This is a genomic window from Pseudomonas sp. IT-P4 (genome assembly GCF_949767755.1).
Classification (GTDB): Bacteria; Pseudomonadota; Gammaproteobacteria; order Pseudomonadales; family Pseudomonadaceae; genus Aquipseudomonas; species Aquipseudomonas monachiensis.
On sequence record NZ_CATKPX010000015.1, the window covers coordinates 23,080 to 43,762 of the forward strand.

General features: G+C 60.9%; 14 protein-coding genes. 6 read left to right on the forward strand and 8 right to left on the reverse strand.

Features of this window, described 5'->3' with window-relative positions; genetic code table 11:
- Nucleotides 1-5: 5 nt before the first annotated feature.
- From ACM6IT_RS01795 to ACM6IT_RS01810, 4 genes are all read left to right on the forward strand, one after another.
- Nucleotides 6-1,421: a Y-family DNA polymerase gene (locus ACM6IT_RS01795; protein ID WP_414917361.1), complete on the forward strand. Its 1,416-nt coding sequence runs from the start codon at nt 6-8 to the stop codon at nt 1,419-1,421.
- Nucleotides 1,397-4,495, forward strand: a complete 3,099-nt coding sequence (locus tag ACM6IT_RS01800) for an error-prone DNA polymerase (RefSeq protein ID WP_414917362.1) — start codon at nt 1,397-1,399, stop codon at nt 4,493-4,495. The genes ACM6IT_RS01795 and ACM6IT_RS01800 overlap by 25 nt, the downstream gene beginning before the upstream one ends.
- Before the next feature lie 159 nt (nt 4,496-4,654).
- On the forward strand, nt 4,655-6,766 hold the full coding sequence (locus ACM6IT_RS01805; RefSeq protein WP_414917363.1) for an ATP-binding protein: 2,112 nt from the start codon (nt 4,655-4,657) through the stop codon (nt 6,764-6,766).
- Between the two features lie 164 nt (nt 6,767-6,930).
- Nucleotides 6,931-7,164, forward strand: coding sequence for a hypothetical protein (locus ACM6IT_RS01810; protein WP_414917364.1), 234 nt, complete (start codon nt 6,931-6,933; stop codon nt 7,162-7,164).
- Between the two features lie 275 nt (nt 7,165-7,439).
- Here the strand turns inward: ACM6IT_RS01810 and ACM6IT_RS01815 are convergent, their stop codons facing one another.
- From ACM6IT_RS01815 to ACM6IT_RS01835, 5 genes are all read right to left on the reverse strand, one after another.
- Nucleotides 7,440-8,519, reverse strand: a complete 1,080-nt coding sequence (locus tag ACM6IT_RS01815) for an SMP-30/gluconolactonase/LRE family protein (protein ID WP_056724384.1) — start codon at nt 8,517-8,519, stop codon at nt 7,440-7,442.
- A complete protein-coding gene (locus ACM6IT_RS01820; protein ID WP_414914319.1) occupies nt 8,516-9,661 on the reverse strand; it encodes a sterol desaturase/SRPBCC family protein in 1,146 nt (381 codons plus the stop codon). Before ACM6IT_RS01820 ends, ACM6IT_RS01815 begins: the two co-directional genes overlap by 4 nt.
- Nucleotides 9,662-9,767: 106 nt before the next feature.
- The gene (locus ACM6IT_RS01825) at nt 9,768-10,631 is read right to left on the reverse strand and encodes a LysR family transcriptional regulator (protein WP_056724386.1); all 864 of its coding nucleotides are present in this window, start codon (nt 10,629-10,631) and stop codon (nt 9,768-9,770) included.
- 144 nt (nt 10,632-10,775) lie between these two features.
- A complete protein-coding gene (locus ACM6IT_RS01830; protein WP_007946492.1) occupies nt 10,776-11,090 on the reverse strand; it encodes an SCP2 sterol-binding domain-containing protein in 315 nt (104 codons plus the stop codon).
- A gap of 64 nt (nt 11,091-11,154) precedes the next feature.
- Entirely contained in the window at nt 11,155-11,865 is a 711-nt protein-coding gene (locus ACM6IT_RS01835; RefSeq protein WP_414914320.1) for a histidine phosphatase family protein, read from the reverse strand.
- A 201-nt stretch (nt 11,866-12,066) separates the two neighbouring features.
- On the opposite strand from ACM6IT_RS01835, the gene sohB reads away from it, so the two are divergent.
- Entirely contained in the window at nt 12,067-13,089 is a 1,023-nt protein-coding gene (gene sohB / locus ACM6IT_RS01840) for a protease SohB (protein ID WP_056724390.1), read from the forward strand.
- Between the two features lie 142 nt (nt 13,090-13,231).
- On the opposite strand, the gene ACM6IT_RS01845 is transcribed toward sohB, so the two are convergent.
- A complete protein-coding gene (locus ACM6IT_RS01845) occupies nt 13,232-13,819 on the reverse strand; it encodes a hypothetical protein (protein ID WP_414917365.1) in 588 nt (195 codons plus the stop codon).
- 284 nt (nt 13,820-14,103) lie between these two features.
- Here ACM6IT_RS01845 and ACM6IT_RS01850 point away from each other — a divergent pair, with 284 nt between their 5' ends.
- Nucleotides 14,104-17,991 (forward strand): dermonecrotic toxin domain-containing protein, encoded by a 3,888-nt coding sequence (locus ACM6IT_RS01850; RefSeq protein ID WP_414917366.1) that lies wholly within the window; start codon nt 14,104-14,106, stop codon nt 17,989-17,991.
- Nucleotides 17,992-18,042: 51 nt separating this feature from the next.
- Here the strand turns inward: ACM6IT_RS01850 and ACM6IT_RS01855 are convergent, their stop codons facing one another.
- Together ACM6IT_RS01855 and ACM6IT_RS01860 are read right to left on the reverse strand one after the other, a co-directional pair.
- Complete coding sequence (locus tag ACM6IT_RS01855) at nt 18,043-18,537, reverse strand: DUF934 domain-containing protein (protein WP_056724395.1); 495 nt, start codon at nt 18,535-18,537, stop codon at nt 18,043-18,045.
- A complete protein-coding gene (locus ACM6IT_RS01860; RefSeq protein ID WP_056724397.1) occupies nt 18,521-20,179 on the reverse strand; it encodes a nitrite/sulfite reductase in 1,659 nt (552 codons plus the stop codon). The genes ACM6IT_RS01855 and ACM6IT_RS01860 overlap by 17 nt, the downstream gene beginning before the upstream one ends.
- Between the last annotated feature and the right edge of the window lie 504 nt (nt 20,180-20,683).

Consider the following 20,683-nt stretch of genomic DNA (forward strand, 5'->3'; position numbering starts at 1 on the left):
TTGCCATGCGCTGGGTCTGCATTGTTTTCCCGCAATTGGCGCTGGACGCGGTACTGCGTCAGCGCGCCGATCCCGATGAACCCCTGGCGCTGCTGACCGGTCCGGCCCAGCGCCGGGTGCTGCAGGCCGTCAACGGCGAGGCGCGGGCGCTGGGTTTGCGTCCCGGCCAGTCCATGAGCGCGGCACAGGCCTTGAGCAAAGGTTTTGTCACGGCTGAATATGACGCTGCTGAAATCGAACACTGGCAGCGGTTTCTCGCCGCCTGGGCCTATCGCTTCAGTTCCCAGGTCAGCGTGCATTACCCCCGGGCCCTGGTGTTCGAGATCGAATCCAGCCTCGGCCTGTTCGGCGCCTGGCCGCAATTCGAAGCGCTTCTGCGCCGTGAACTCGGTGAACTGGGGTTTCGCCACCGCATCGTGGCCGCGCCCAACCCGGTGGCGGCGCGGGTGCTGGCCAACGCCTATGACGGTCTGGTGGTGCCGGACGATCAAGCCTTGCAGCATCACCTGGGGCAAATGCCCGTCGACCGGGTCGGCCTCGAAGCCTCGGTCGCCACGGCCTTGTCGCGCATGGGCCTGCGCACCTTGAGCCAGGTGCAGGCGCTGCCCCGGCATAGCCTGGCCCGGCGCTTCGAGGCCCAGGTGCTCAAGCACCTGGATGCCCTCTTGGGTTTGCGGCGGTTGGCGCTGGCGTTCTACCTGCCGCCGGACCGCTTCGATGTGCGTATCGAGCTCAATTTCGATGTGCAGTCCCATCAAGCCTTGCTGTTTCCGTTGCGCCGGTTGACGGGAGACCTGTCGGCGTTCCTCTGCGGTCGCGATAGCGGCGTACAGCGTTTCGACCTGCATCTGGAGCACGCCGGGTTGCCGGACACGCTCATCAAGGTCGGCCTGCTCAGTGCCGAGCGCGATCCGGTGATGCTCTTCGAACTGGCCCGGGGGCGGCTGGAGCAAGTCCAGGTCGAGGCGCCGGTGCGCGGCTTTCGCCTGCGCGCCGAGGATTTGCCGACCTTCGTGCCCCAGCATCAGGAACTGTTCGACGATCGCCCGCAACAGTCCTTGCCCTGGGAGCAACTGCGCGAACGCCTGCGTGCACGGCTGGGGGATGACGCGGTGCATGGCTTGCGCTTCCAGGCCGATCACCGCCCCGAGTGCGCGTGGCAGGCCCGTGCCGACAGCCAGCCTTGCGCGGTGCCGGCCGCGGTGAAACGGCCGGGCTGGCTGCTGACTGAGCCGCTGGCCGTGCATCAGGGCTCGGCGCGCATCCTCATGGGGCCGGAGCGTATCGAGTCCGGCTGGTGGGACGGCGACGACGTACGCCGTGACTATTACCTGATCGAAACCCGTGCCGGCCAACAGGGCTGGGCCTACCGGGCGGTCGGTGAGGGCGGCCCCTTGTGGTTGCAGGGCTGGTTCGCATGAGCAGCGACTATGCCGAATTGCACTGCCTGTCGAACTTCAGCTTCCAGCGCGGTGCCTCCAGTGCCCTCGAGCTGTTCCAGCGCGCGAAAAAGCAGGGTTATCAAGCCCTGGCGATCACCGACGAATGCACCCTGGCGGGCATCGTTCGGGCCTGGCAAGCGGCGAAGTCCGTGGAGTTGCCGTTGATCATCGGCAGTGAAATACGCATCGAGAACGGTCCGAAACTGGTGCTGCTGGTGGAGAGCCTCGAGGGCTATCAGGCGCTGTGCCGATTGATCACCCGCGCCCGGCGCCGCACGCAGAAAGGCCAGTATCAGGTGCTGCATGAAGACTTCAGCGAGCCCTTGCCGGGATTGTTGGCGTTGTGGGTGCCGGACGCTGTCGATGCCTTTGAACAGGGGCGCTGGCTCAAACAGGTCTTCGCCGAGCGCCTGTGGCTGGCGGTGCAGTTGCATCGCGGCCAGGACGATGCCCGGCGCCTGGGCGATCTGCTGACCCTGGCCAGGGAGTTGTGCATCGCGGCCGTGGCCAGTGGCGATGTGCACATGCACGCGCGTGGCCGGCGCGCCTTGCAGGACACCATGACCGCGATCCGTCATCACCTGCCGGTGGCCGATGCCGGGTTGCGCCTGCACCCCAACGGCGAGCGCCATCTGCGCAGCCTCGACGTGCTGCAAGCGCTTTATCCGCCCGACTTGCTGGCCGAAACGCTGAACATCGCCCGGCGCTGCACCTTTGATCTTGGCCAGTTGCGTTACCAGTACCCCCGCGAACTGGTGCCGCAAGGACACTCGGCTACCTCGTGGCTGCGTCATTTGACCGAGGAAGGCATCGAGTGGCGCTGGCCAAAAGGGCCGAAAAGCGAAGTGCTGGTGCAGATCGACAAGGAGCTGCAACTGATCGCGGAGCTGGGCTATGAAAGCTACTTCCTGACAGTCCACGACATCGTCCGCTTTGCCCGCCAGCAACAGATTCTTTGTCAGGGGCGTGGTTCTGCCGCCAACTCGGCAGTGTGCTTCGCCCTGGGCATCACCGAAATCGATCCGGATCGCACCACGTTGTTGTTCGAGCGCTTTCTGTCCAAGGAACGTAACGAGCCGCCGGACATCGACGTCGATTTCGAGCATGAACGCCGCGAGGAAGTCTTGCAGTACGTGTTCCAGCGTTATGGCCGGGCCCGGGCCGCATTGACGGCGGTGGTCAGCACTTACCACGCCGCCGGAGCGGTGCGCGATGTGGCCAAGGCCTTGGGCTTGCCGCCGGACCAGATCAACGCCCTGGCCGATTGTTGCGGGCACTGGAGCGATGAAACGCCTCCCGTGGAACGTCTGCGCGAGGGCGGGTTTGACCCCGAAAGCCCAGTGTTGCACCGGGTGCTGAGCCTGACGGGGCAGTTGATCGGCTTCCCCCGGCATTTGTCCCAGCACCCCGGCGGTTTCGTGATTTCCGAGCAGCCGCTGGACAGTCTGGTGCCGGTGGAAAATGCCGCCATGGCCGAGCGCACCATCATTCAGTGGGACAAGGATGATCTCGATGCGGTCGGTTTGCTCAAGGTCGATATCCTGGCGCTGGGCATGCTCAGCGCGATTCGCCGATGTTTCGATCTGCTGCGCCGGCACCGGGGGCTGGACCTGAGTCTGGCGACCATTCCGTCCGAAGATACGGCCACCTACGAAATGATCGGTCGGGCCGACACCATCGGCGTGTTCCAGATCGAATCCCGGGCACAGATGTCGATGTTGCCGAGGCTCAGGCCGAAGACGTTTTACGACCTGGTGATCGAGGTCGCCATCGTTCGGCCGGGGCCGATCCAGGGCGGCATGGTGCATCCGTACCTTCGGCGACGGAACAAGGAAGAACCGGAGGCCTATCCGTCACCGGAACTGGAGGTGGTACTCAAGCGCACCCTCGGCGTGCCGCTGTTTCAGGAACAGGTGATGCAGATCGCCATCGTCGCCGCCGACTACAGCCCCGGCGAGGCCGACCAGCTACGCCGTTCCATGGCCGCGTGGAAACGCCATGGCGGGCTCGAGCCACACAAGGAACGGCTGGCCGCCGGGATGAAGAAAAACGGCTACACCGCCGAGTTCGCCGCGCAGATCTTCGAGCAGATCAAGGGCTTTGGCAGCTACGGTTTTCCCGAGTCCCACGCGGCCAGTTTTGCCTTGCTGACCTACGCCAGTTGCTGGTTGAAATGCCACGAGCCGGCGGCCTTCGCCTGTGCGCTGATCAACAGTTGGCCGATGGGGTTCTACAGCCCGGACCAGATTCTGCAGGACGTACGGCGTCATCATTTGCAGGTTCGTCCGGTGGACGTGCGCGCCAGTGACTGGGATTGCAGCCTGGAGCCGATCGCCGGTGCGCAACCGGCTATTCGCTTGGGGCTACGCATGATCAAGGGTTTTCGCGAGGACGATGCCCGGCGCATCGAGACGGCACGCTCCCAAGGCGCGTTTGCCGACATCGCCGACCTGGGCGAACGGGCGCGACTCGATGCCCGCGCCCAGGAGCAACTGGCCGATGCCGGCGCGTTGCGTGGGCTGGCCGGCGACCGGCATCGGGCACGCTGGGAAGTGGCCGGGGTACAAAAACAGCTGGCTCTGTTTGCCGGCCTGCCGAGCCAGGAAGAGGACGCGGTGTCGTTGCCCAGACCCACCGTGGGCGAGGACCTGCAAGCCGATTACGCCAGTGTCGGCACCACCCTCGGGCCGCATCCGTTGGCCCTGTTGCGCGGTGAGTTGAAGGCGCGGCGCTGCCGCAGTTCGAAGGAGTTGCTGGACGTCGAGCACGGTCGGCCCGTCAGCGTTGCCGGACTGGTTACCGGCCGACAACGCCCGGCCACCGCCAGCGGCGTGACGTTCGTTACCCTCGAGGACGAGTTCGGCAACGTCAACGTGGTGGTGTGGCGCGACCTGGCAGAGCGCCAGCGCCAGGTGTTGGTCGGCTCGCAGTTGCTCAAGGTCGATGGGCGCTGGGAGAAGGAGGGTGAGGTCCGGCATCTGATTGCCGGACGCTTGAGTGACCTGAGCCCGTTGCTCGATGGCATCAGCGTGCGCAGCCGGGATTTTCACTAACCCCGCATTTCCCTGTAGGAGCGAGCCTGCTCGCGGTTACTGAGGACCAAATAGTGGGATCTCCAGTGGCCCGCGAGAATCAGCTATACCTCTATGAAACGAATAGCGCGCAGGATGCTCGAAACAAACGGGTGCAACTTACCGGGATAGAGCCAGCCGATGCAGTTTCTAGAGGAAAGCCACGGGTGCTCCGGGTGGAACGGCGAAATGGCCGGGCGCATTCGTGCGTTCGACTGGAGCCCGACCGAACTTGGCCCGCTCGATTCATGGTCCAGGAGCCTGAGCAGCGCGGTGCAGTTGATGCTCGCGTCCCCGCTGCCGATGGTGATGCTCTGGGGCCAGTCCGGCTACATGATCTATAACGACGCTTACTCCAAGTTTGCCGGTGGGCGTCATCCGTATCTGCTCGGTTCCGCTGTAGAGCTGGGTTGGCCGGAAGTCGCCGAATTCAATCGCCACGTGGTCGACACCTGCCTGGCGGGCGGCACCTTGTCCTATCGCAACAAAGAACTGGTGCTGCTGCGTGACGGGGTTCCGGAAGATGTCTGGATGGACCTCTACTACAGCCCGGTGGCCGACGATGACGGGCGCCCGGCCGGGGTCATGTCCATGGTGGTGGAAACCACGGAGCGGGTGATCTCCGAGCAACGGCGACAAGTGGCTGAAGACGCCTACCGCGCCGACAACGAACGGGTACGCCTGGCGCTCAACGCTGGCGCCTTGCTCGGTTCCTTTGTCTGGGACATCAAGGCCAACGTACTGACGGGTGATGAGCGCTTCGCTCGCGCGTTCTCTTATCCGCCCGGGCAGGACCTGCAAAACCTGTCCCAGGAAATCGCTGAAAGCCGGATCCATCCGGATGACCGCAGTTGGGTTCAGGAGCGAGTCAGACTGTCGGTGGAGACGGGCGAGCCCTACAACGTCGAATACCGGATCCAGCGCCCGGATGGCAGCTATCTCTGGGTACTCGCCAGTGGTTGTTGCGAGTTCAATGAGCAGGGCGAGGCGTTTCGCTTCCCCGGCGTGCTGATCGATATCCACGAACGCAAGAATGCCGAAGAGTCCCTGCTCAAGTTCACCCGCAACCTGGAACAGCGGGTGGCCGATGAGGTCGAGGCGCGGCTGGCGGCGGAAGAACAACTGCGCCAGTCACAGAAGCTGGAAGCCATCGGCGGCCTCACCGGCGGTGTGGCCCATGACTTCAACAACCTGTTGCAAGTGATCGCCGGCAACCTGCACCTGCTGGCGCGCCATGAGCCGGATAACGCCAATGTGCAACGCCGGGTCTCGGCGTCGATCGCTGCCGTCGAGCGCGGCGCCAAGCTGTCCTCGCAACTGCTTGCATTTGCCCGTCGCCAACCGTTGTCGCCCGCGGTCTTCACATTGCGGCAGATTTTCGATGGCCTGGCGGAGCTGTTGCTGCGAGCCCTGGGTGAAACCCTTCAGGTTCACATGACGGCTCCCGAAGACTCGTGGAATGTGTTTGTCGATCGCAACCAACTGGAAAACGCCATTCTCAATCTGGCGATCAATGCCCGTGACGCCCTTCAAGGCGAGGGCAGGATTGACCTGTGCGCGGAAAACATCGTCCTCGATCGCAAGTTTTGCGCGGCAAAGGGCATTGCCCCCGGGGACTATGTGCGGGTGTCCGTGACGGATACCGGTGTCGGCATGCCGCCACAGGTACTGGCCCAGGCGTTCGAGCCGTTCTTCACCACAAAGGCCGACGGGCAGGGTACCGGCCTGGGCCTGAGCATGGTGTTTGGCTTCGTCAAGCAGAGTGGCGGTCATATCGAAATCGCCAGTGAAGTGGGGCGGGGGACCCGGGTGCAGTTGTACTTCCCGCGCACCTTGCGCGCGGCACCCAGCGAAACGCCGGGCGCTGATGTGCCGCAACGGGGCGGGCACGAGCGCATCCTGGTGGTGGAGGACAATGAGGCCGTGCGGGTAGCGGCGGTGGAGTTGTTGCGAGAAGAGGGCTATCAGGTCCTTACGGCCACCAACGGTGACGTCGCCATGCAAACGTTGCTGGAAGGGCTGGCGGTGGACCTGATATTTACCGACGTGGTCATGCCCGGCCTGATCAAGAGTTCGGATCTGGCGGCCTGGGCGAAAGTGCAGGAGCCACCGGTGGCCGTGTTGTTCACCTCAGGGCATACCCGCGACATCATCTCGCGCAACCACCAGCTCAGCCCCGACACCCACCTGTTGAGCAAACCCTACAATCCTGAAGCGCTCAGGCAAATGGTGCGCATGGTGCTCAACGGCTGAAACCGCTTGAGCAGACAAAGGTTTTAGCGCCTGTGGGACCGGACGACGAACGGACACCGCTGGTCTGACAGGTGGTCGACAGAACGGGCAAACCGAGGCCATTCTGATAGTTGGTGAACGCAATTGATCGCGTTTCGCTGCCGATCAACTAACGGAGGTGTTCCATGCCGGTGCCCCATGACCTTTATCAGGATCTGAAACGCTCAAAGGAAGAAATCCAGCAGAAACGCACCAAGGATCCGTTACTGGATTCACTGCTTAACAAGTATTCCCTGGCGGATGCCGAAGTGGTGAAAGCAGAGGAGGCCAAGTCCAACGATGACACCGTAAGGAAGCTCAAGGAGACACGTCTGCTGGTCAAGGACAAGATCGTCAAGCAACTTGGCGCGTCGTCCTGACCCACCAGCCTGCCACCGACGACCGGTGGCTGAACAGTTGAAATGGCACAAAAAAAATGGCACCTCGAATGCCCAGAGACCGATGTTACGGCTCTCAACGAGGTGCCTCATGACCCAGCCCGAATATCCCGATGAACTGAACGCTGTCCCATGTGGGAGCGGGCTTGCTCGCGAAGACGTCAGCACAGTCAACACCACTGGTGACTGCCCGTCCGCCATCGCGAGCAAGCTCGCTCCCACAATGGGTCCTGGGTGAGTTCAGACAGGGCGCTTGCTCATTGCAATGCCTTGCTTAACGGCAATCGCACCATGTTCCGGGCTTTCAGCGAACCGAAATACAACCAGTCCCCATATTCGCGCACCGTGGTGATGGGGGAGTAGTTGTTTTTGCTGCCATCCTGCAGGTTGGCGATCACTTTGCCCTCAAGGTCCAGGCCCAGGGCAAATCCGCGTTTTTCCACGGGCTTGGGCAATACGGTCATGGCTCGCACGATCATCTTGCGTACCAACGGATGCGGTGCCGTGGCGTCGAGCAAGGGGTTTCGGGGGGCATACAGGGCTACCCAGAAGCGGTCGCGGCCATTGAACGACAGGTTGTCCGGCAGCCCCGGCAGATTGTCGATGAACAGGTCATGGGTGCCGGCTTTCGGACCGGTGAGCCAATAACGGCTGATGCGGTAGGCACCGGTTTCATTGACCAGTACATAGGCATCGTCCGGACCCAGGGTCACGCCGTTGGCAAATTCCAGCTTATCCAGCACAACCGCCGTCTTGCCAGTCTGGAAATCGTAGCGCAGCAGTCGACCGTCGCCGCCGTGTTCGATCACGGCCTCACCGTCGTGGCCATAGCCGAAGTGGCTCGAAGCATCGCTGAAGTAAGCATAGTGACCGGGTTTGTCGATGGCCACATCGTCGATAAAACTGAAGGGAACGCCGTCGGCTTCTGTGGTCAAGGCCACCAGGCGTCCCTGGGCGTCGAGGGACAACAGACCTTTGACGGCGTCGGCGATCACCAGCAGACCATTGGGATGCCGGGCCAGGCCCAGCGGTCGGCCACCGGTATCGGCCAGGATCTTGGTGTTGTTGCCGTCCAGGCTCGTGCGGATCAGGCGACCGTCGTGCAGGCCGGTGATGAGCGCGTCGTTTTCCAGCAACAAGGCTTCCGGTCCATCGATGTTGGCGGCACCCACGCGTTCCACGTCCTTGAGCCGCTGGTTGTCGGCGTAGATTCCGCTGGTGAGAGACGGTGCAGGTTGTGGCGTCCAGGCCACTGGTCGCACCTTGGTCGGCATCAGCAGCAGGAAGGCGCCGATGACGATGATGGCAAGCAGCAGGCATTTGAAGGTTCTGCTCACGCGCCGACCCCCGTCGCCGCCAGATACTTCTGCGCCATGTCGCGCAATGCCAGCATCGACGCCGCCGATTCCCCATCGATGCGTCGCTTGAGCAGCAACCGGTTGGCAATGCGCATCGCCAGGCCGCTGAACTGATACTCCAGGGTGCGGACGAAGCGGGTGTCCTCGCCTGTGGCATCGCATTCATAGGTCACCACCAGCGACAGGCCGTGATCACCCCGGGCCTCGGCGCTCCAGCGCCGCCCGGGCAGGTATTCCGCTACCTCCCAGCGCAAGTGTCCGTCGCGCCCGCCGGCACGGATGTCTTCCTCGAAACGTGCACCGGCGTGCAACGGACCTTGTGGCCCATCGATGCGCAGCGACGACGGATGCCATTGCGGCCAAAGGGTCACGGTACTGGCGTAGGCAAGTACCTGGACCGGGTTTCCGGCAATGACAATCTGATGTTGCATGCGGGTCATGGGCGTTCTCGTCGGGTTGAGCGGCTCAGGTTCCGGCTCCCAATAGAGGGTGCCGAACAGGTAGTCCATCAGCGGGAAAACGATGTTGAAATTACGCTCCTGCATCAATTCGCGGCGGTGATGCAGTTCGTGCAGCCGGCGCATCTGGCGGATCCACGGCAATCGTGTGACCAGGTTGCGCGACGGCAGGTGCTCGCAGGCATGGAACACTTCGTAAACCAGGTAACCGAGGACAAGAAGGCCGCCGACCAATCCGGCGACGTTGGTGTTGATGTGCTTGAGGAGCCACCAGAGGGGCAGGGCGAAGGCGAGGGTGTGCAGCACGATCAGCCACGCCGGAAACAGGATCACCCGCCAGTCGCGGGCGCTGTCGTAGGTCATGTGGCCGGGGGTGAAAAAGCTGTGGTGGTCGACTGCGTGACGGACATAAAACAGCCGGGCGAAGCTCTTTTTATGATGCCCCAGGTGGCGATGCACCATGAACACGCCGAGGTTGAACAACAGTAGTGTGACGGGTACCGCCAGCCATTCCGTTGGCCGCACCTGATGTACGTTGCTCCAGAAAGCGCTGATCGCTACTGCCCCGAACACCAGGACAAACACGCCGTGCAGCCAGGGATTGTAGAGCGGATGAATGTTGGCGCGGTAACGGCTGCGGAATCCTTCGGTGGTCTGCCTCACTGCAATCACCAGTCGTTTTTGTTATCTCTTTCAGATTAGCCGATCCCGGTGATTTGACGGAGCGAACCTTGATGACACAACGGCCATGATCCGGTGCAAACCGGTCTCAGGTCAGCGGATCCCAGCGCTGCGACCAGTCTTCGTCGGAATCGATGACCTTGCGCAGCAGGTCGAAGGCGCGTTGCAGCGTCGGCGAGTCACGATCGCGCGAGTAGACCAGATAGGTCGGGTAGTTGAATTCCGGTGCCTTGGGCACCCGTTCCAGGGCGCCGCTTTGCAGATAGCTCTGCACGACGCGGGTGCGGAAGTAGCCACTGCCGCCGTTTTCGAGAAGGTACTGCAAGCCCAGCGGGCCGAGATTGAAACTCAGCGCGGCCTTGGCTTTTTCCGGCAGCGCGGCGTCGTGCTGGCGCCGGAAATCAGCGCCCCAATCGATGTACACATAAGGATCGGGCTTGTCGACCTGGCGCACGAGAATCAGTTTTTCTTCGAGAACCTGCTCAACCTGCAAACGCGGCCAATACTCGGGCTGATACACCAGCGCGGCATCCAGAACGCCCAACTCCAGTTGCCGCAGCAGGTTTTCGCCGTCACGGATTTCCATGCGCAGGGCGTGGCTGGGGATGTTCTTGCGGATTTCACCGGCCCAGCCGAGCATCAGCGGATTGCACAGGCTCACCTCGCCACCGATGTGCAGCACATCGTGAAAACCCTCGGGCAACGGCAAATCACGCCGCGCGGCTTCCCAGGTTTGCACCAGTTGATTGGCATACACCACGAACGCTTCGCCGTTGGGCGTCAGGCGGGCGCCGGCACGGTTGCGCACGAACAGGGTGCTGCCCAACTGGCTCTCGAGTTTTTGCACCCGCGCGGTGATAGCGGTCTGGGTGACATGGAGTTTTTCCGCGGCGGCAGCCAGGCTGCCATGGCGGACGATTTCGAGGAAGGTGCGGGCGAGGTCGATGTCCATGGGGTGGCCGGTGTGGGAAGTTCAGGCATTGTATGCCCCCTTGCCACAAGGTTCAGCGGCGGGCAGGCAAAAACGACGAATCCCGCCACTAAGGGCGGGATTCGTTTGCAGCAGGCACACTCCCGAAGTAAGGGAGCCAGGTGCTTACGACGGGAACAGTTCGGACAGTTTCATCGCCAGCATCATGTCGCCTTCAGCGCGCAGTTTGCCGCCCATGAACGCTTGCATGCCGTCAGTCGAACCGTCGACGATGCCTTGCAGGGTTTCGCCGTCCATCACCAGGGTAACTTGTGCGTCCGGGTTCTCGCCTTCCTGCAGTTCGCAGGTGCTGTCCTTGACGATCAGCGAGAAGTTCTTGGTGTCGTCGATGCGGAAACCGAAGACCAGGTCCAGACCGGCAGCAGCGGCTGGGTTGAACTTGGCTTTCATTGCTTGTACGGCATCAGCTACGGAGGTCATGGTTCGATCCTTTCTTGGGTAATAAGAGCTGGGTGATTACAGCCAGGGTCACAATAGTCCGGACTCAGCGAAACGTGATGAGTTCCGGGGCCTTCAACAGTTGCAGGTGCGCATGACTGTTGAAGGAAGCCAGGGACACCTCGCGACCACGAAACTTAAGCTGGTTGAGCGAGGTGTTGACGATTTGCCAGTTCAACTCAAAGGCCTGCCGGGCAGGCATTTGCGTAATCAGGTGGAGCAGGGCAGTGATGGTGCCGCCGGAGGTGAACACGGCGATTTTCTGGGTGTTGTCGGCCTGGTCGAGGATGCGATGCAAGCCGGCCTGCACCCGTTCGACAAACCCCAGCCAGCTTTCCAGGCCCGGTGTGTCGTAGGTGCCGGCCAGCCAGCGCTCGATGATCAGGGCGAAGATACGCTGGAACTCAGCGCGGTTTTGCGCAGCGTTGCGCAGGATGTCCAGGGCTTCGGGTTCGTCCGGCAGCATGGCCGGCAACAGCGCGCGGATCACCGCATCGGCGTCGAACTCGTTGAAGGCGGAGTCGGTTTCCAGCAGCGGCACCGACAGGCCCGCCGCGGTGAATTGCTCCAGCGCGCTGTTGGCCGTGTGCTGCTGGCGGCGCAGGTCGCCCGCCAGGCAGCGGTCGAAGCTGATCCCCAGTTCGGCCAGGTGGCGGCCAAGGATTTCAGCCTGACGAATGCCGGTCGGCGACAGCACGTCGTAGTCGTCCGCACCGAAGGAGGCCTGGCCATGTCGAATCAAATAGATGCTGCCCACGTCCGCGTCTTCCCGGTACGTTGAAGGTTTGGCGAGGTTATGAGGATGGCGGTGTGCTGTCAATGAAAAAACATACGCTTGTTTGAAATGCTCGTTACACGCCTGTTGCCAGAGGTTTCACGACTGGTCGCAAGGTCGGCGCATGGGTATGCTGGAGGTATCCCGCGCGCGTTCAAGCCGCGCATCGTTTGAGGAGTCCCTGTGGAGTTTTTTTCCGAGTACGCCATTTTTCTGGCCAAGACCGTGACCCTGGTGATCGCCATTCTGGTGGTCCTGGCCAGTTTCGCGGCCTTGCGCAGCAAGGGGCGGCGCAAGTCGTCGGGCCAGCTGCAGGTCAGCAAGCTCAATGACTTCTACAAAGGGCTGCGCGAGCGCCTGGAGCAGACCTTGCTCGACAAGGACCAGCTCAAGGCCCTGCGCAAGACCCAGGCTAAAACCGACAAGAAACAGAAGAAAAAGCCCGAGGCCAAGCCCCGGGTGTTCGTGCTGGATTTCAATGGCGATATCAAGGCTTCGGCCACCGAAAGCCTGCGCCACGAAATCACTGCCTTGCTGACCCTGGCCACACCGAAGGACGAAGTGGTGCTGCGCCTGGAAAGCGGCGGTGGCATGGTTCACAGCTACGGCCTGGCCTCCTCGCAACTGGCGCGTATCCGTGAGGCCGGCGTGCCCTTGACCGTGTGCATCGACAAGGTCGCGGCCAGCGGTGGCTACATGATGGCGTGCATCGGCCAGAAGATCATCAGTGCACCGTTCGCGATCCTCGGCTCGATTGGCGTGGTGGCGCAGTTGCCCAACGTCAACCGCTTGCTGAAAAAGCACGACATCGACTTCGAAGTGCTGACCGCCGGTGAATACAAGCGCACCCTGACCGTGTTTGGCGAAAACACCGAGAAGGGCCGGGAGAAGTTCCAGCAGGACCTGGACATCACTCATCAACTGTTCAAGAACTTCGTGTCGCGCTATCGCCCGCAACTGGCGATCGATGAAGTGGCCACTGGCGAAATCTGGCTCGGTGTCGCGGCGCTGGACAAACAACTGGTCGACGAACTCAAGACCAGCGATGAATACCTCGCCGAACGCGCCAGCAAATCCGAGCTCTATCACTTGCATTACGCCGAACGCAAAAGCCTGCAGGAGCGCATCGGCATCGCCGCCAGCGGCTCGGTCGATCGCGTGCTGCTGAGCTGGTGGAGCCGTTTGACCCAGCAACGCTTCTGGTAATTCTGCGTTCAATGGGCTAATAGCAATTGTCCGCTTTGGTACCATGTACGATTAAAGGACCTTGAACGATGCCATGCAGGCAATGTTCAAGGTCTTTTTTATGGAGACTAAAAACTTAAGGGCGAAAGTGTTTATCCGGTGCTCAGAGCTGCCATGTTATATTTGGAGTTCGGACTAGTCCGCGATTGACATACCAATCCAGGATCCTGCCATTGTCGCCATAAGTGGCCAGCGCCTGGAGCAGAGACTCAATGTCGGCAAAGCGAGCTTTATACATGGCGCTGATGCTTTCATTTTTCAGATAAACACTATCGTCATCAACCCATATTGGAAACGCGCTTGGCCCTGGCCCAAAAGGTTCATAATGAAACTGGAATCTATACATGTGGTCGAGTATAAACATCCCGGGTTCATTGAGTTGCTCTTTTAATGTAGTCGGTAGATCAGGGTATGAAGACCATGGCAGTTCGATACTGTCCATTCTACCTGGAACCTGTTTAAAACCATTTGACTTCAGGGCATCAAGCAGAGTCTCGAGACTCTTGAAGCGAACATGGTCAATGTTTGGCCATTCTTCGTGTTCAATATAGATAAGAGTACTGTCAGTCTTGATGGGGACATAGACAATTTCACCGCTGGCATCGCAGTATAAAATGGTGAGATAGCTAAAGTTTTTTTCATTCCAAAGTATTTTGAAAGCGGAGTTTCGAGCTTCGTCGGTGATATACATCGTGCAAAATCCTTTTTGCGGTAGTTGAGTTTTCATACTCTATCGCGAAAAATAAACAACTTTGCGCGGAATATATTACCAGGATTTTCAAGGCAATATTGCGACGCTGGTTGTCTGGCCGGTCAGTTCGTTTGAGTTGGGTCCCGCTTTTTTGCCTGCGAATGTCTGCCCGATGTCCTCCACGGCCCGGCGAAATCTCTGTAGGCAGCAGGCGACCGTTCCTGCTTTCGGCAGCGCGGCTGCTGGTTATGTTGATGCTCCAGAATAATTGCCATGGAACGCACATGAATGACCATCAGACACCGCTTCATGCCGAACATCTGCCGCTGCGCGAAACACTGGAGTCTGTGGTGAGCGCGGCTTTGCCGCAGTCTCCCGAGCAGTTCGGTGCGCAGTTGATCCAGGAAAGGTGGGGACAAGACATCGACCCGCAAAGCGCCCTGTTGGTCACCCTGGATTATCGCTACCGGGGGCATCCGCCGCAGGACGGTATCGAGCAAGGCCAGGTGGCAAACTCGCAAACCCTGGTGCAGGCGCTGCTGGCGAACTACCAGAGCGTCGCGGACGGGCGTATTGCCGAAGGTCTGTTGGACTTGTTCACACCGCCCGATGTCGGTCCCTCCATTCGTATCGTGGAGCATGTCGATGAATTCGCCGACCACGGCAATGGCAACCACCACACCTACGAAGGCATCTATCGCCGGACCACGCCTCAGGCGTATGGGCCGGCAACGCAAATTACCCTGAGGCCGGCGGCGTTCAAGCAGTGGGTATGGGATCTGGATTTGCAAACCCGCTATCAGGCTTACCTTGATAGTGCCTGGCCCTCCGATAAGCGAATCCTCCAGGCGGCGCCTTTCGACCTGAGAACCTCGACCAGGGCCGCCTTTATCATGAGCGCCTGCCTGCAACATCAGGAGGGCAGCTTGAGTCAGGAGGGCCTGGCCTTGGCCATGCAGGCCGCCGGTTTGCCAGCGGAGCAGGCCTGGAGTACGTTGACTATCGATCAGGTGCAGGCGCCCACCCGCATCAGCGCGCCGATCGAAGTCGGTCGGCTGACGATCTATCGCTACACATCGGACGATATCTGGTGTTACCGCCATCGTCGCAGCGGTCGGGTCTTGTTGAACATTCCCGGCAACTCCTCACCCCTGCATGAATTCGCCGACTTGGCGCATCTGCGCCAATGGATCGTGGCCCAAGGCCGGGTTGCCGCCACACGGCAAGCGCTGGTCGCGCATTTTGCCGAGGACGATCGTGAAGACGGCACTTTCCATGCGGGCGTATCGACGGCGTTGGAGGGCATGGCGGTTTACCCGAAGGAGCACTGGCTGACAAAGAACGCCGGATTCTTCAACAATGACGGTTTCTGGGACCCGCAGGACTACATCGACCTTGAGCGTGCGCCGACCGGTACCGATCCGTTCGCGCAACTGGTGCTGACCATGAAGCTGGCTTCCATGGCCAGTGTCAAAACCATTCGCAACGATGCCCAGGTCAATCGCGACAACCTGAGCGCGGTGGTGGAGCCGCTTGTGCAGTGGATCAACCGGCTGGGACCTTTGGCATTGTTCATTCCGGGAGGAGAGGGCGTCCTGGTGCTGGCGGGCCTGATCGACGCCGGTTACGGCCTCGATCAGGCCATCAACGGTAAAACACCCGGGCAGCGCTCCGAGGGGGTGACGCGTACAGTGTTCGGCCTGCTCAATGCGCTCCCGCTGGCCGGGGCGGTGGCAGCACTCAAGGGCGAAGAGAAAATCGCCGGGACGTTGCACGAGTCGGGGGAGCCGGGGAGCGAGCCACTTCCCGCAGCGCCGGACGAGCCCGTGCCCGGTACGTCTGAGGTGCCCGTGCCGACACGTGTGGAACTGATGCGTGGCGTTTGCGCACCGCTTGCTGCCTTCAGTGATGAGGTATTGGCACGGATCGCCCGGATCAGCACGGTCGACGACGATATGTTGCGCCTGATGCAGACCGGTCGCCCGCTGACGCCGACGCTTGCCGACACCATCACTCGCTTCAAGCTCGATCAGGAACTTGAAGCCGTCGCCGATCCGCAAGCGCGGGCCGGATTGTTCAACGCCCGCTATCAGGCGCTCCAGCACTCGGACCAGGATTGGATTCGCCTGTTTCAGCGCGAATACAAGGGTTTGCCGAAAAGTGCGGTGGAGCAGATCCTCGACCGTTCAGGGGTCGACATCAATCGGCCCGTCGATGCTGACGAGGTGCTGCAACTGTTCAAGCGCCTGGACAGCAAGGCACGCGAGTATCAGCAGCATGTACGACTCAACCGGACCTATGAGGGGTTGTACTTGCGTTCGGTCAGCCACCCCGATTCCGATGTCCTGGCGTTGCACTCCCTGGAACGCCTGCCCGGTTGGCCGGAAGGATTGCGCATCGAAGTGCTCGACGGGTCGATCAGTGGCCGGGTCCTGGACCGTTGCGGCCCGCTCGATTCGGCGGATTGCCGGCGCTTGATCAAGGCCGGTGATCGCTATCGGTGTGCCACGGTGGCGGCAGCCGACGGTGAAGGTACGGATCTGTTTGCGGCGCTGGTCGAACTATTGTCCGGGGAGGAACGCGCGGCGATGGCGCTAAACGCGCCCGACGTGGCCAGCCAGTTACGCCTGCGCATTGGCGGGCACGCCTTGTCTCGTTCCGAGCTGATACTCGGCTTGAATCGAATGGATTCGCGGTTGCCCTTCGACGCCAGGGGGTTGCGCGGCGGCGGCTTTCCAAACACGCCACAGGGCGCTGCGCTGGCTCACGAAATCATGCGCATGCAGGTCAAGGATCTGTATCCGGAGTTCACCGATGCCCAGGTGGACGAGTTGCTTCTGACGGCAGGTGCCCGGGCGCAAGCGCTGGTGGATCGCCTGACGCTCGAGGTGCGGCAGTTGCATGCCGATCTGCGCGACTGGGTCGACCAGACCGTGCTGGATGTCGATGACATGGATGTGGAGTTTCTGGTTGTGGGCGATGACGCCGCCGCGGGCATGAATCCCCGGCAGGTGGCGGCGCACAATGCCGAACTGCTGCAAACCGTGATCGATTCCGAGCGTGAGGTGCGAAATGAACTGGGCGAGGAGTTGATGAGCATTTGGCAAAAATGCCCGCCCGGGATCAATCGAGTCATGTCCGGCGAGGTGTGCAGCGGCTACAGGCTGGACCTGGGGTACGAGGACTTCCATCGCTTGCCGACAATGAACGTTCGCTTCAATGACGTCGTCGAGCTAACGATGCAGGGCTTGCACCTTGTCGAACGCGAGAGTCTGAGCGCTTTTCTCGAAAGCTTCCCCAATCTGCACACCCTGAACCTGAAACGAGTCGATCTGCGCCGGCTTAATGCAGGCAATGTGCTGGAGGGGATATTGCCTGCACCGGTTCGGCAAATGACTCGACTCACAACGCTCAACCTGAGTTCCACCTTTTTTCAGCTTCAGGAGAACACGGCTTCGCAGTTTCGTGATCTGCCGAGCTTGCAAACGCTGGACCTGAGTGACAACCCGTTGACTGTCCCGCCCGTGGTATTGGGGCTGAATGAGTTGCGTGTGTTGAACCTGAGAAACACCGGGATCAGTCATTGCCCGATTGGCGTCGCCGATCAGCCGTATCTCACCTCGCTCGACTTGCGAGGCAACCGGATCAGTCGGGTTCCCTACGCAATAATGATTCAGGCGATCTCCCGGGACCGGGTGAAACTGTGGGGCAATCCGCTGACGGATGAAGAGACGTTGTTGCGCCTGGTGGATCATCGCGAACGCACCGGTATCAACCTGTGGCTGAGTGAGCCGGGTGCCGATTACGGCAGTGCGACGCCCTGGTTGCAGGAGGGTGATGAAGGCGTGCGCGAAGCCCGGCAACAGATCTGGCAACGATTGGCCGTCAAGCCATCGGGCAGTACGTTGCTCCGGGTCATGGATGGATTGAGTTTGACCGCGGATTTCCAGGTCGGCTATCGGTCGCTGCAGGCGCGGGTGTGGCGTTTGCTGCAGGAGGCGGATGCGTCAGAAGAATTGTGGGGTTGGTTGCGGCAGTGTGTCGAAACGCGGATGAGCGATGCGCAGAATCCGTTCCGGTTGTTCGTGGTGCTGGAGGATCGAGTCCGGCTGTACCGCGATTGGGTCGCCATGGGGCGGCCGATGCCGCTGGCCGACTATCCACCGTTTTAGCCGGGAAGGTGAAACGCCTTGAACCCCGGGCCGGGGTTCAAGGCGTGACGGTCAGCGACGACGGAACAGCGGTAGCGGTTCGTCGGTAGCGGCCTGATAGGACACCGAGAAGTCCTTGAGGCCTTCAAGGGCTTCGTGCGGGTCTTTGTCGGCGCGAATGGCGAACGCGTCGAAACCACAGCGATGCATGTAGAACAACTGGTCACGCAGCACGTCGCCAATGGCCCGCAATTCGCCCTTGAAACCGTAACGGTCACGCAGCAGGCGGGCATTGGAGTAGTTGCGGCCGTCGGTGAATGCCGGGAAGTTCAGGGCAATGACCTGGAACTGAGCCACGTCTTCGCCGATTTCCTCGGCTTCTTCATCGGCGTCCAGCCAGATGCCCAGGCCGCCGTCGCGGGCCAGGAGCATGCGGCTGTGTTCGCGCCACAGCTGCAACGGAACGATGTAGTCGTCGCAGTTGGTGATTTCGTCGATGTTGAAGTCCTTGGGCAGCAGGTGCCAGGTCTCGTCGACGACCTCGTTGTTCTTAATGATTCGCTGCATAGACACGCTCCTTGAAGAGGTCGATACCAATACGCTGATAGGTGTCGATGAAGCGTTCGTCTTCGGTACGTTGTTCGATGTACACGTCGATCAGCTTTTCGATCACGTCAGGCATGGCTTCCTGGGCAAAGGACGGGCCGAGGATCTTGCCCAGGCTGGCGTCACGGCTGGCGCTGCCGCCGAGGGAAACCTGATAGAACTCTTCGCCTTTCTTGTCCACCCCCAGGATGCCGATGTGGCCGACGTGGTGGTGACCACAGGCGTTCATGCAGCCGGAGATGTTCAGATCCAGTTCGCCGATGTCGAACAGGTAGTCCAGATCGTCGAAACGACGCTGGATCGATTCGGCGATCGGGATCGACTTGGCGTTGGCCAGGGAGCAGAAATCGCCGCCCGGGCAGCAGATGATGTCGGTCAGCAGGCCGATGTTCGGCGTGGCGAAGCCTTGCTCGCGCAACTCGCCCCACATGGCGAACAGCTTGTCCTGCTCGACGTCGGCCAGGATGATGTTCTGCTCGTGGGAGGTTCGCAGTTGACCGAAGCTGTAGCGGTCGGCCAGGTCGGCCACGGCGTCGAGCTGTTTGTCGGTGATGTCGCCCGGTGCAACGCCGGTCGGCTTCAGGGACAAGGTCACGGCCACATAGCCCGGCTTCTTGTGGGCCAGGGTATTGCGCACGCGCCAGCGGGCGAAGCCCGGGTGCTGCTGGTCGAGTTCGGCCAGGGCGGCGCTCTGGTTGTCCAGTGCCTTGTAGTCCGGGTCGACGAAGTGCTTGGCGACGCGCTGCACTTCGGCTTCGGTCAGCGTGGTCTGGCCACCGCGCAGGTGCTCCATTTCCGCATCGACTTTCTGTGCGAAGACTTCAGGCGTCAGCGCCTTGACCAGGATCTTGATCCGCGCCTTGTACTTGTTGTCGCGACGGCCATAGCGGTTGTAGACCCGCAGGATGGCGTCGAGGTAGCTCAACAGATCTTGCCACGGCAGGAATTCATTGATGAATGCGCCCACCACCGGCGTACGGCCCAGGCCACCGCCGACCAGCACACGGAAGCCCAGTTCGCCAGCGGCGTTGTGCACCGGCTCAAGGCCGATGTCATGGACTTCGATGGCGGCACGGTCGGAAGTCGAACCGTTGACGGCGATCTTGAATTTACGCGGCAGATAGGCGAATTCCGGGTGGAACGTGGTCCACTGGCGCACGATCTCGCACCATGGGCGCGGATCGATCAGTTCGTCGGCGGCGACACCGGCAAACTGGTCGGTGGTGACGTTGCGCAGGCAGTTGCCGCTGGTCTGGATCGCGTGCATCTGCACGGTGGCCAGTTCAGCGAGAATGTCCGGAATGTCTTCCACGGCCGGCCAGTTGAACTGCACGTTCTGCCGGGTACTGATGTGGGCGTAGCCCTTGTCGTAGTCACGGGCAATTTTGGCCATCATTCGCATCTGGCGCGAAGTCAGCTGGCCGTATGGCACGGCGACTCGCAACATAGGCGCGAAACGCTGGATATAAAGGCCATTTTGCAGGCGCAGGGGGCGGAATTCTTCTTCGCTCAGCTCGCCTGCCAGATAGCGTCGGGTCTGATCACGGAACTGCTTGACGCGGTCCTCGATGATCCGCTGATCGTATTCGTCGTATACGTACATATAAGTCCTGTTCTCAGGCTTGGGCCGGTCGGAAACAGCGGCGTTTTTTTGGCTTGCTGGCGTCCGATAAAACCTCGGCAATTCTGCGCGCACGGCCGCGCACTCCCTACGGAGCCGGGGCACGATACCAGTTTGCAGTTATGCGTAAAAGTGATGTTTGAGCATATGTAAAGAACCAAATCGCCTAATGATAAACGTTGATGCAAAGACCCTGTTTGTGATGCGGGCAATCGTCGTCTTTACTCTGCTCGAGTCTTTATGCAATCACCGATAAAACCGACAAGAGGCGATGCAATGAGCAACCCAACCAAAGCACGGAAAAGCGATAGCACCGTTGATGCATGGGCAATTTTGTTCCTGATCATTCTGGTCGTGGGGACGGCGGTATTCTGGGTCAGTCATCAATAAGCGACACCGTCCGGGCCCGGTTCCGACGATTGTCTGACAAAAACCGGAAAAATCGCCGTTTTACGGACGTTCGCTGGCTATAATGCGCGGCGAATT

Coding starts and splice junctions, on each gene's coding strand:
- ACM6IT_RS01845 (WP_414917365.1), bottom strand. CDS start 13,819: ATGTATATCACCGACGAAGCTCGAAACTCCGCTTTCAAAATACTTTGG.
- ACM6IT_RS01860 (WP_056724397.1), bottom strand. CDS start 20,179: ATGTACGTATACGACGAATACGATCAGCGGATCATCGAGGACCGCGTC.
- ACM6IT_RS01825 (WP_056724386.1), bottom strand. CDS start 10,631: ATGGACATCGACCTCGCCCGCACCTTCCTCGAAATCGTCCGCCATGGC.
- ACM6IT_RS01855 (WP_056724395.1), bottom strand. CDS start 18,537: ATGCAGCGAATCATTAAGAACAACGAGGTCGTCGACGAGACCTGGCAC.
- ACM6IT_RS01805 (WP_414917363.1), top strand. CDS start 4,655: ATGCAGTTTCTAGAGGAAAGCCACGGGTGCTCCGGGTGGAACGGCGAA.
- ACM6IT_RS01810 (WP_414917364.1), top strand. CDS start 6,931: ATGCCGGTGCCCCATGACCTTTATCAGGATCTGAAACGCTCAAAGGAA.
- ACM6IT_RS01830 (WP_007946492.1), bottom strand. CDS start 11,090: ATGACCTCCGTAGCTGATGCCGTACAAGCAATGAAAGCCAAGTTCAAC.
- ACM6IT_RS01850 (WP_414917366.1), top strand. CDS start 14,104: ATGAATGACCATCAGACACCGCTTCATGCCGAACATCTGCCGCTGCGC.
- ACM6IT_RS01795 (WP_414917361.1), top strand. CDS start 6: ATGCGCTGGGTCTGCATTGTTTTCCCGCAATTGGCGCTGGACGCGGTA.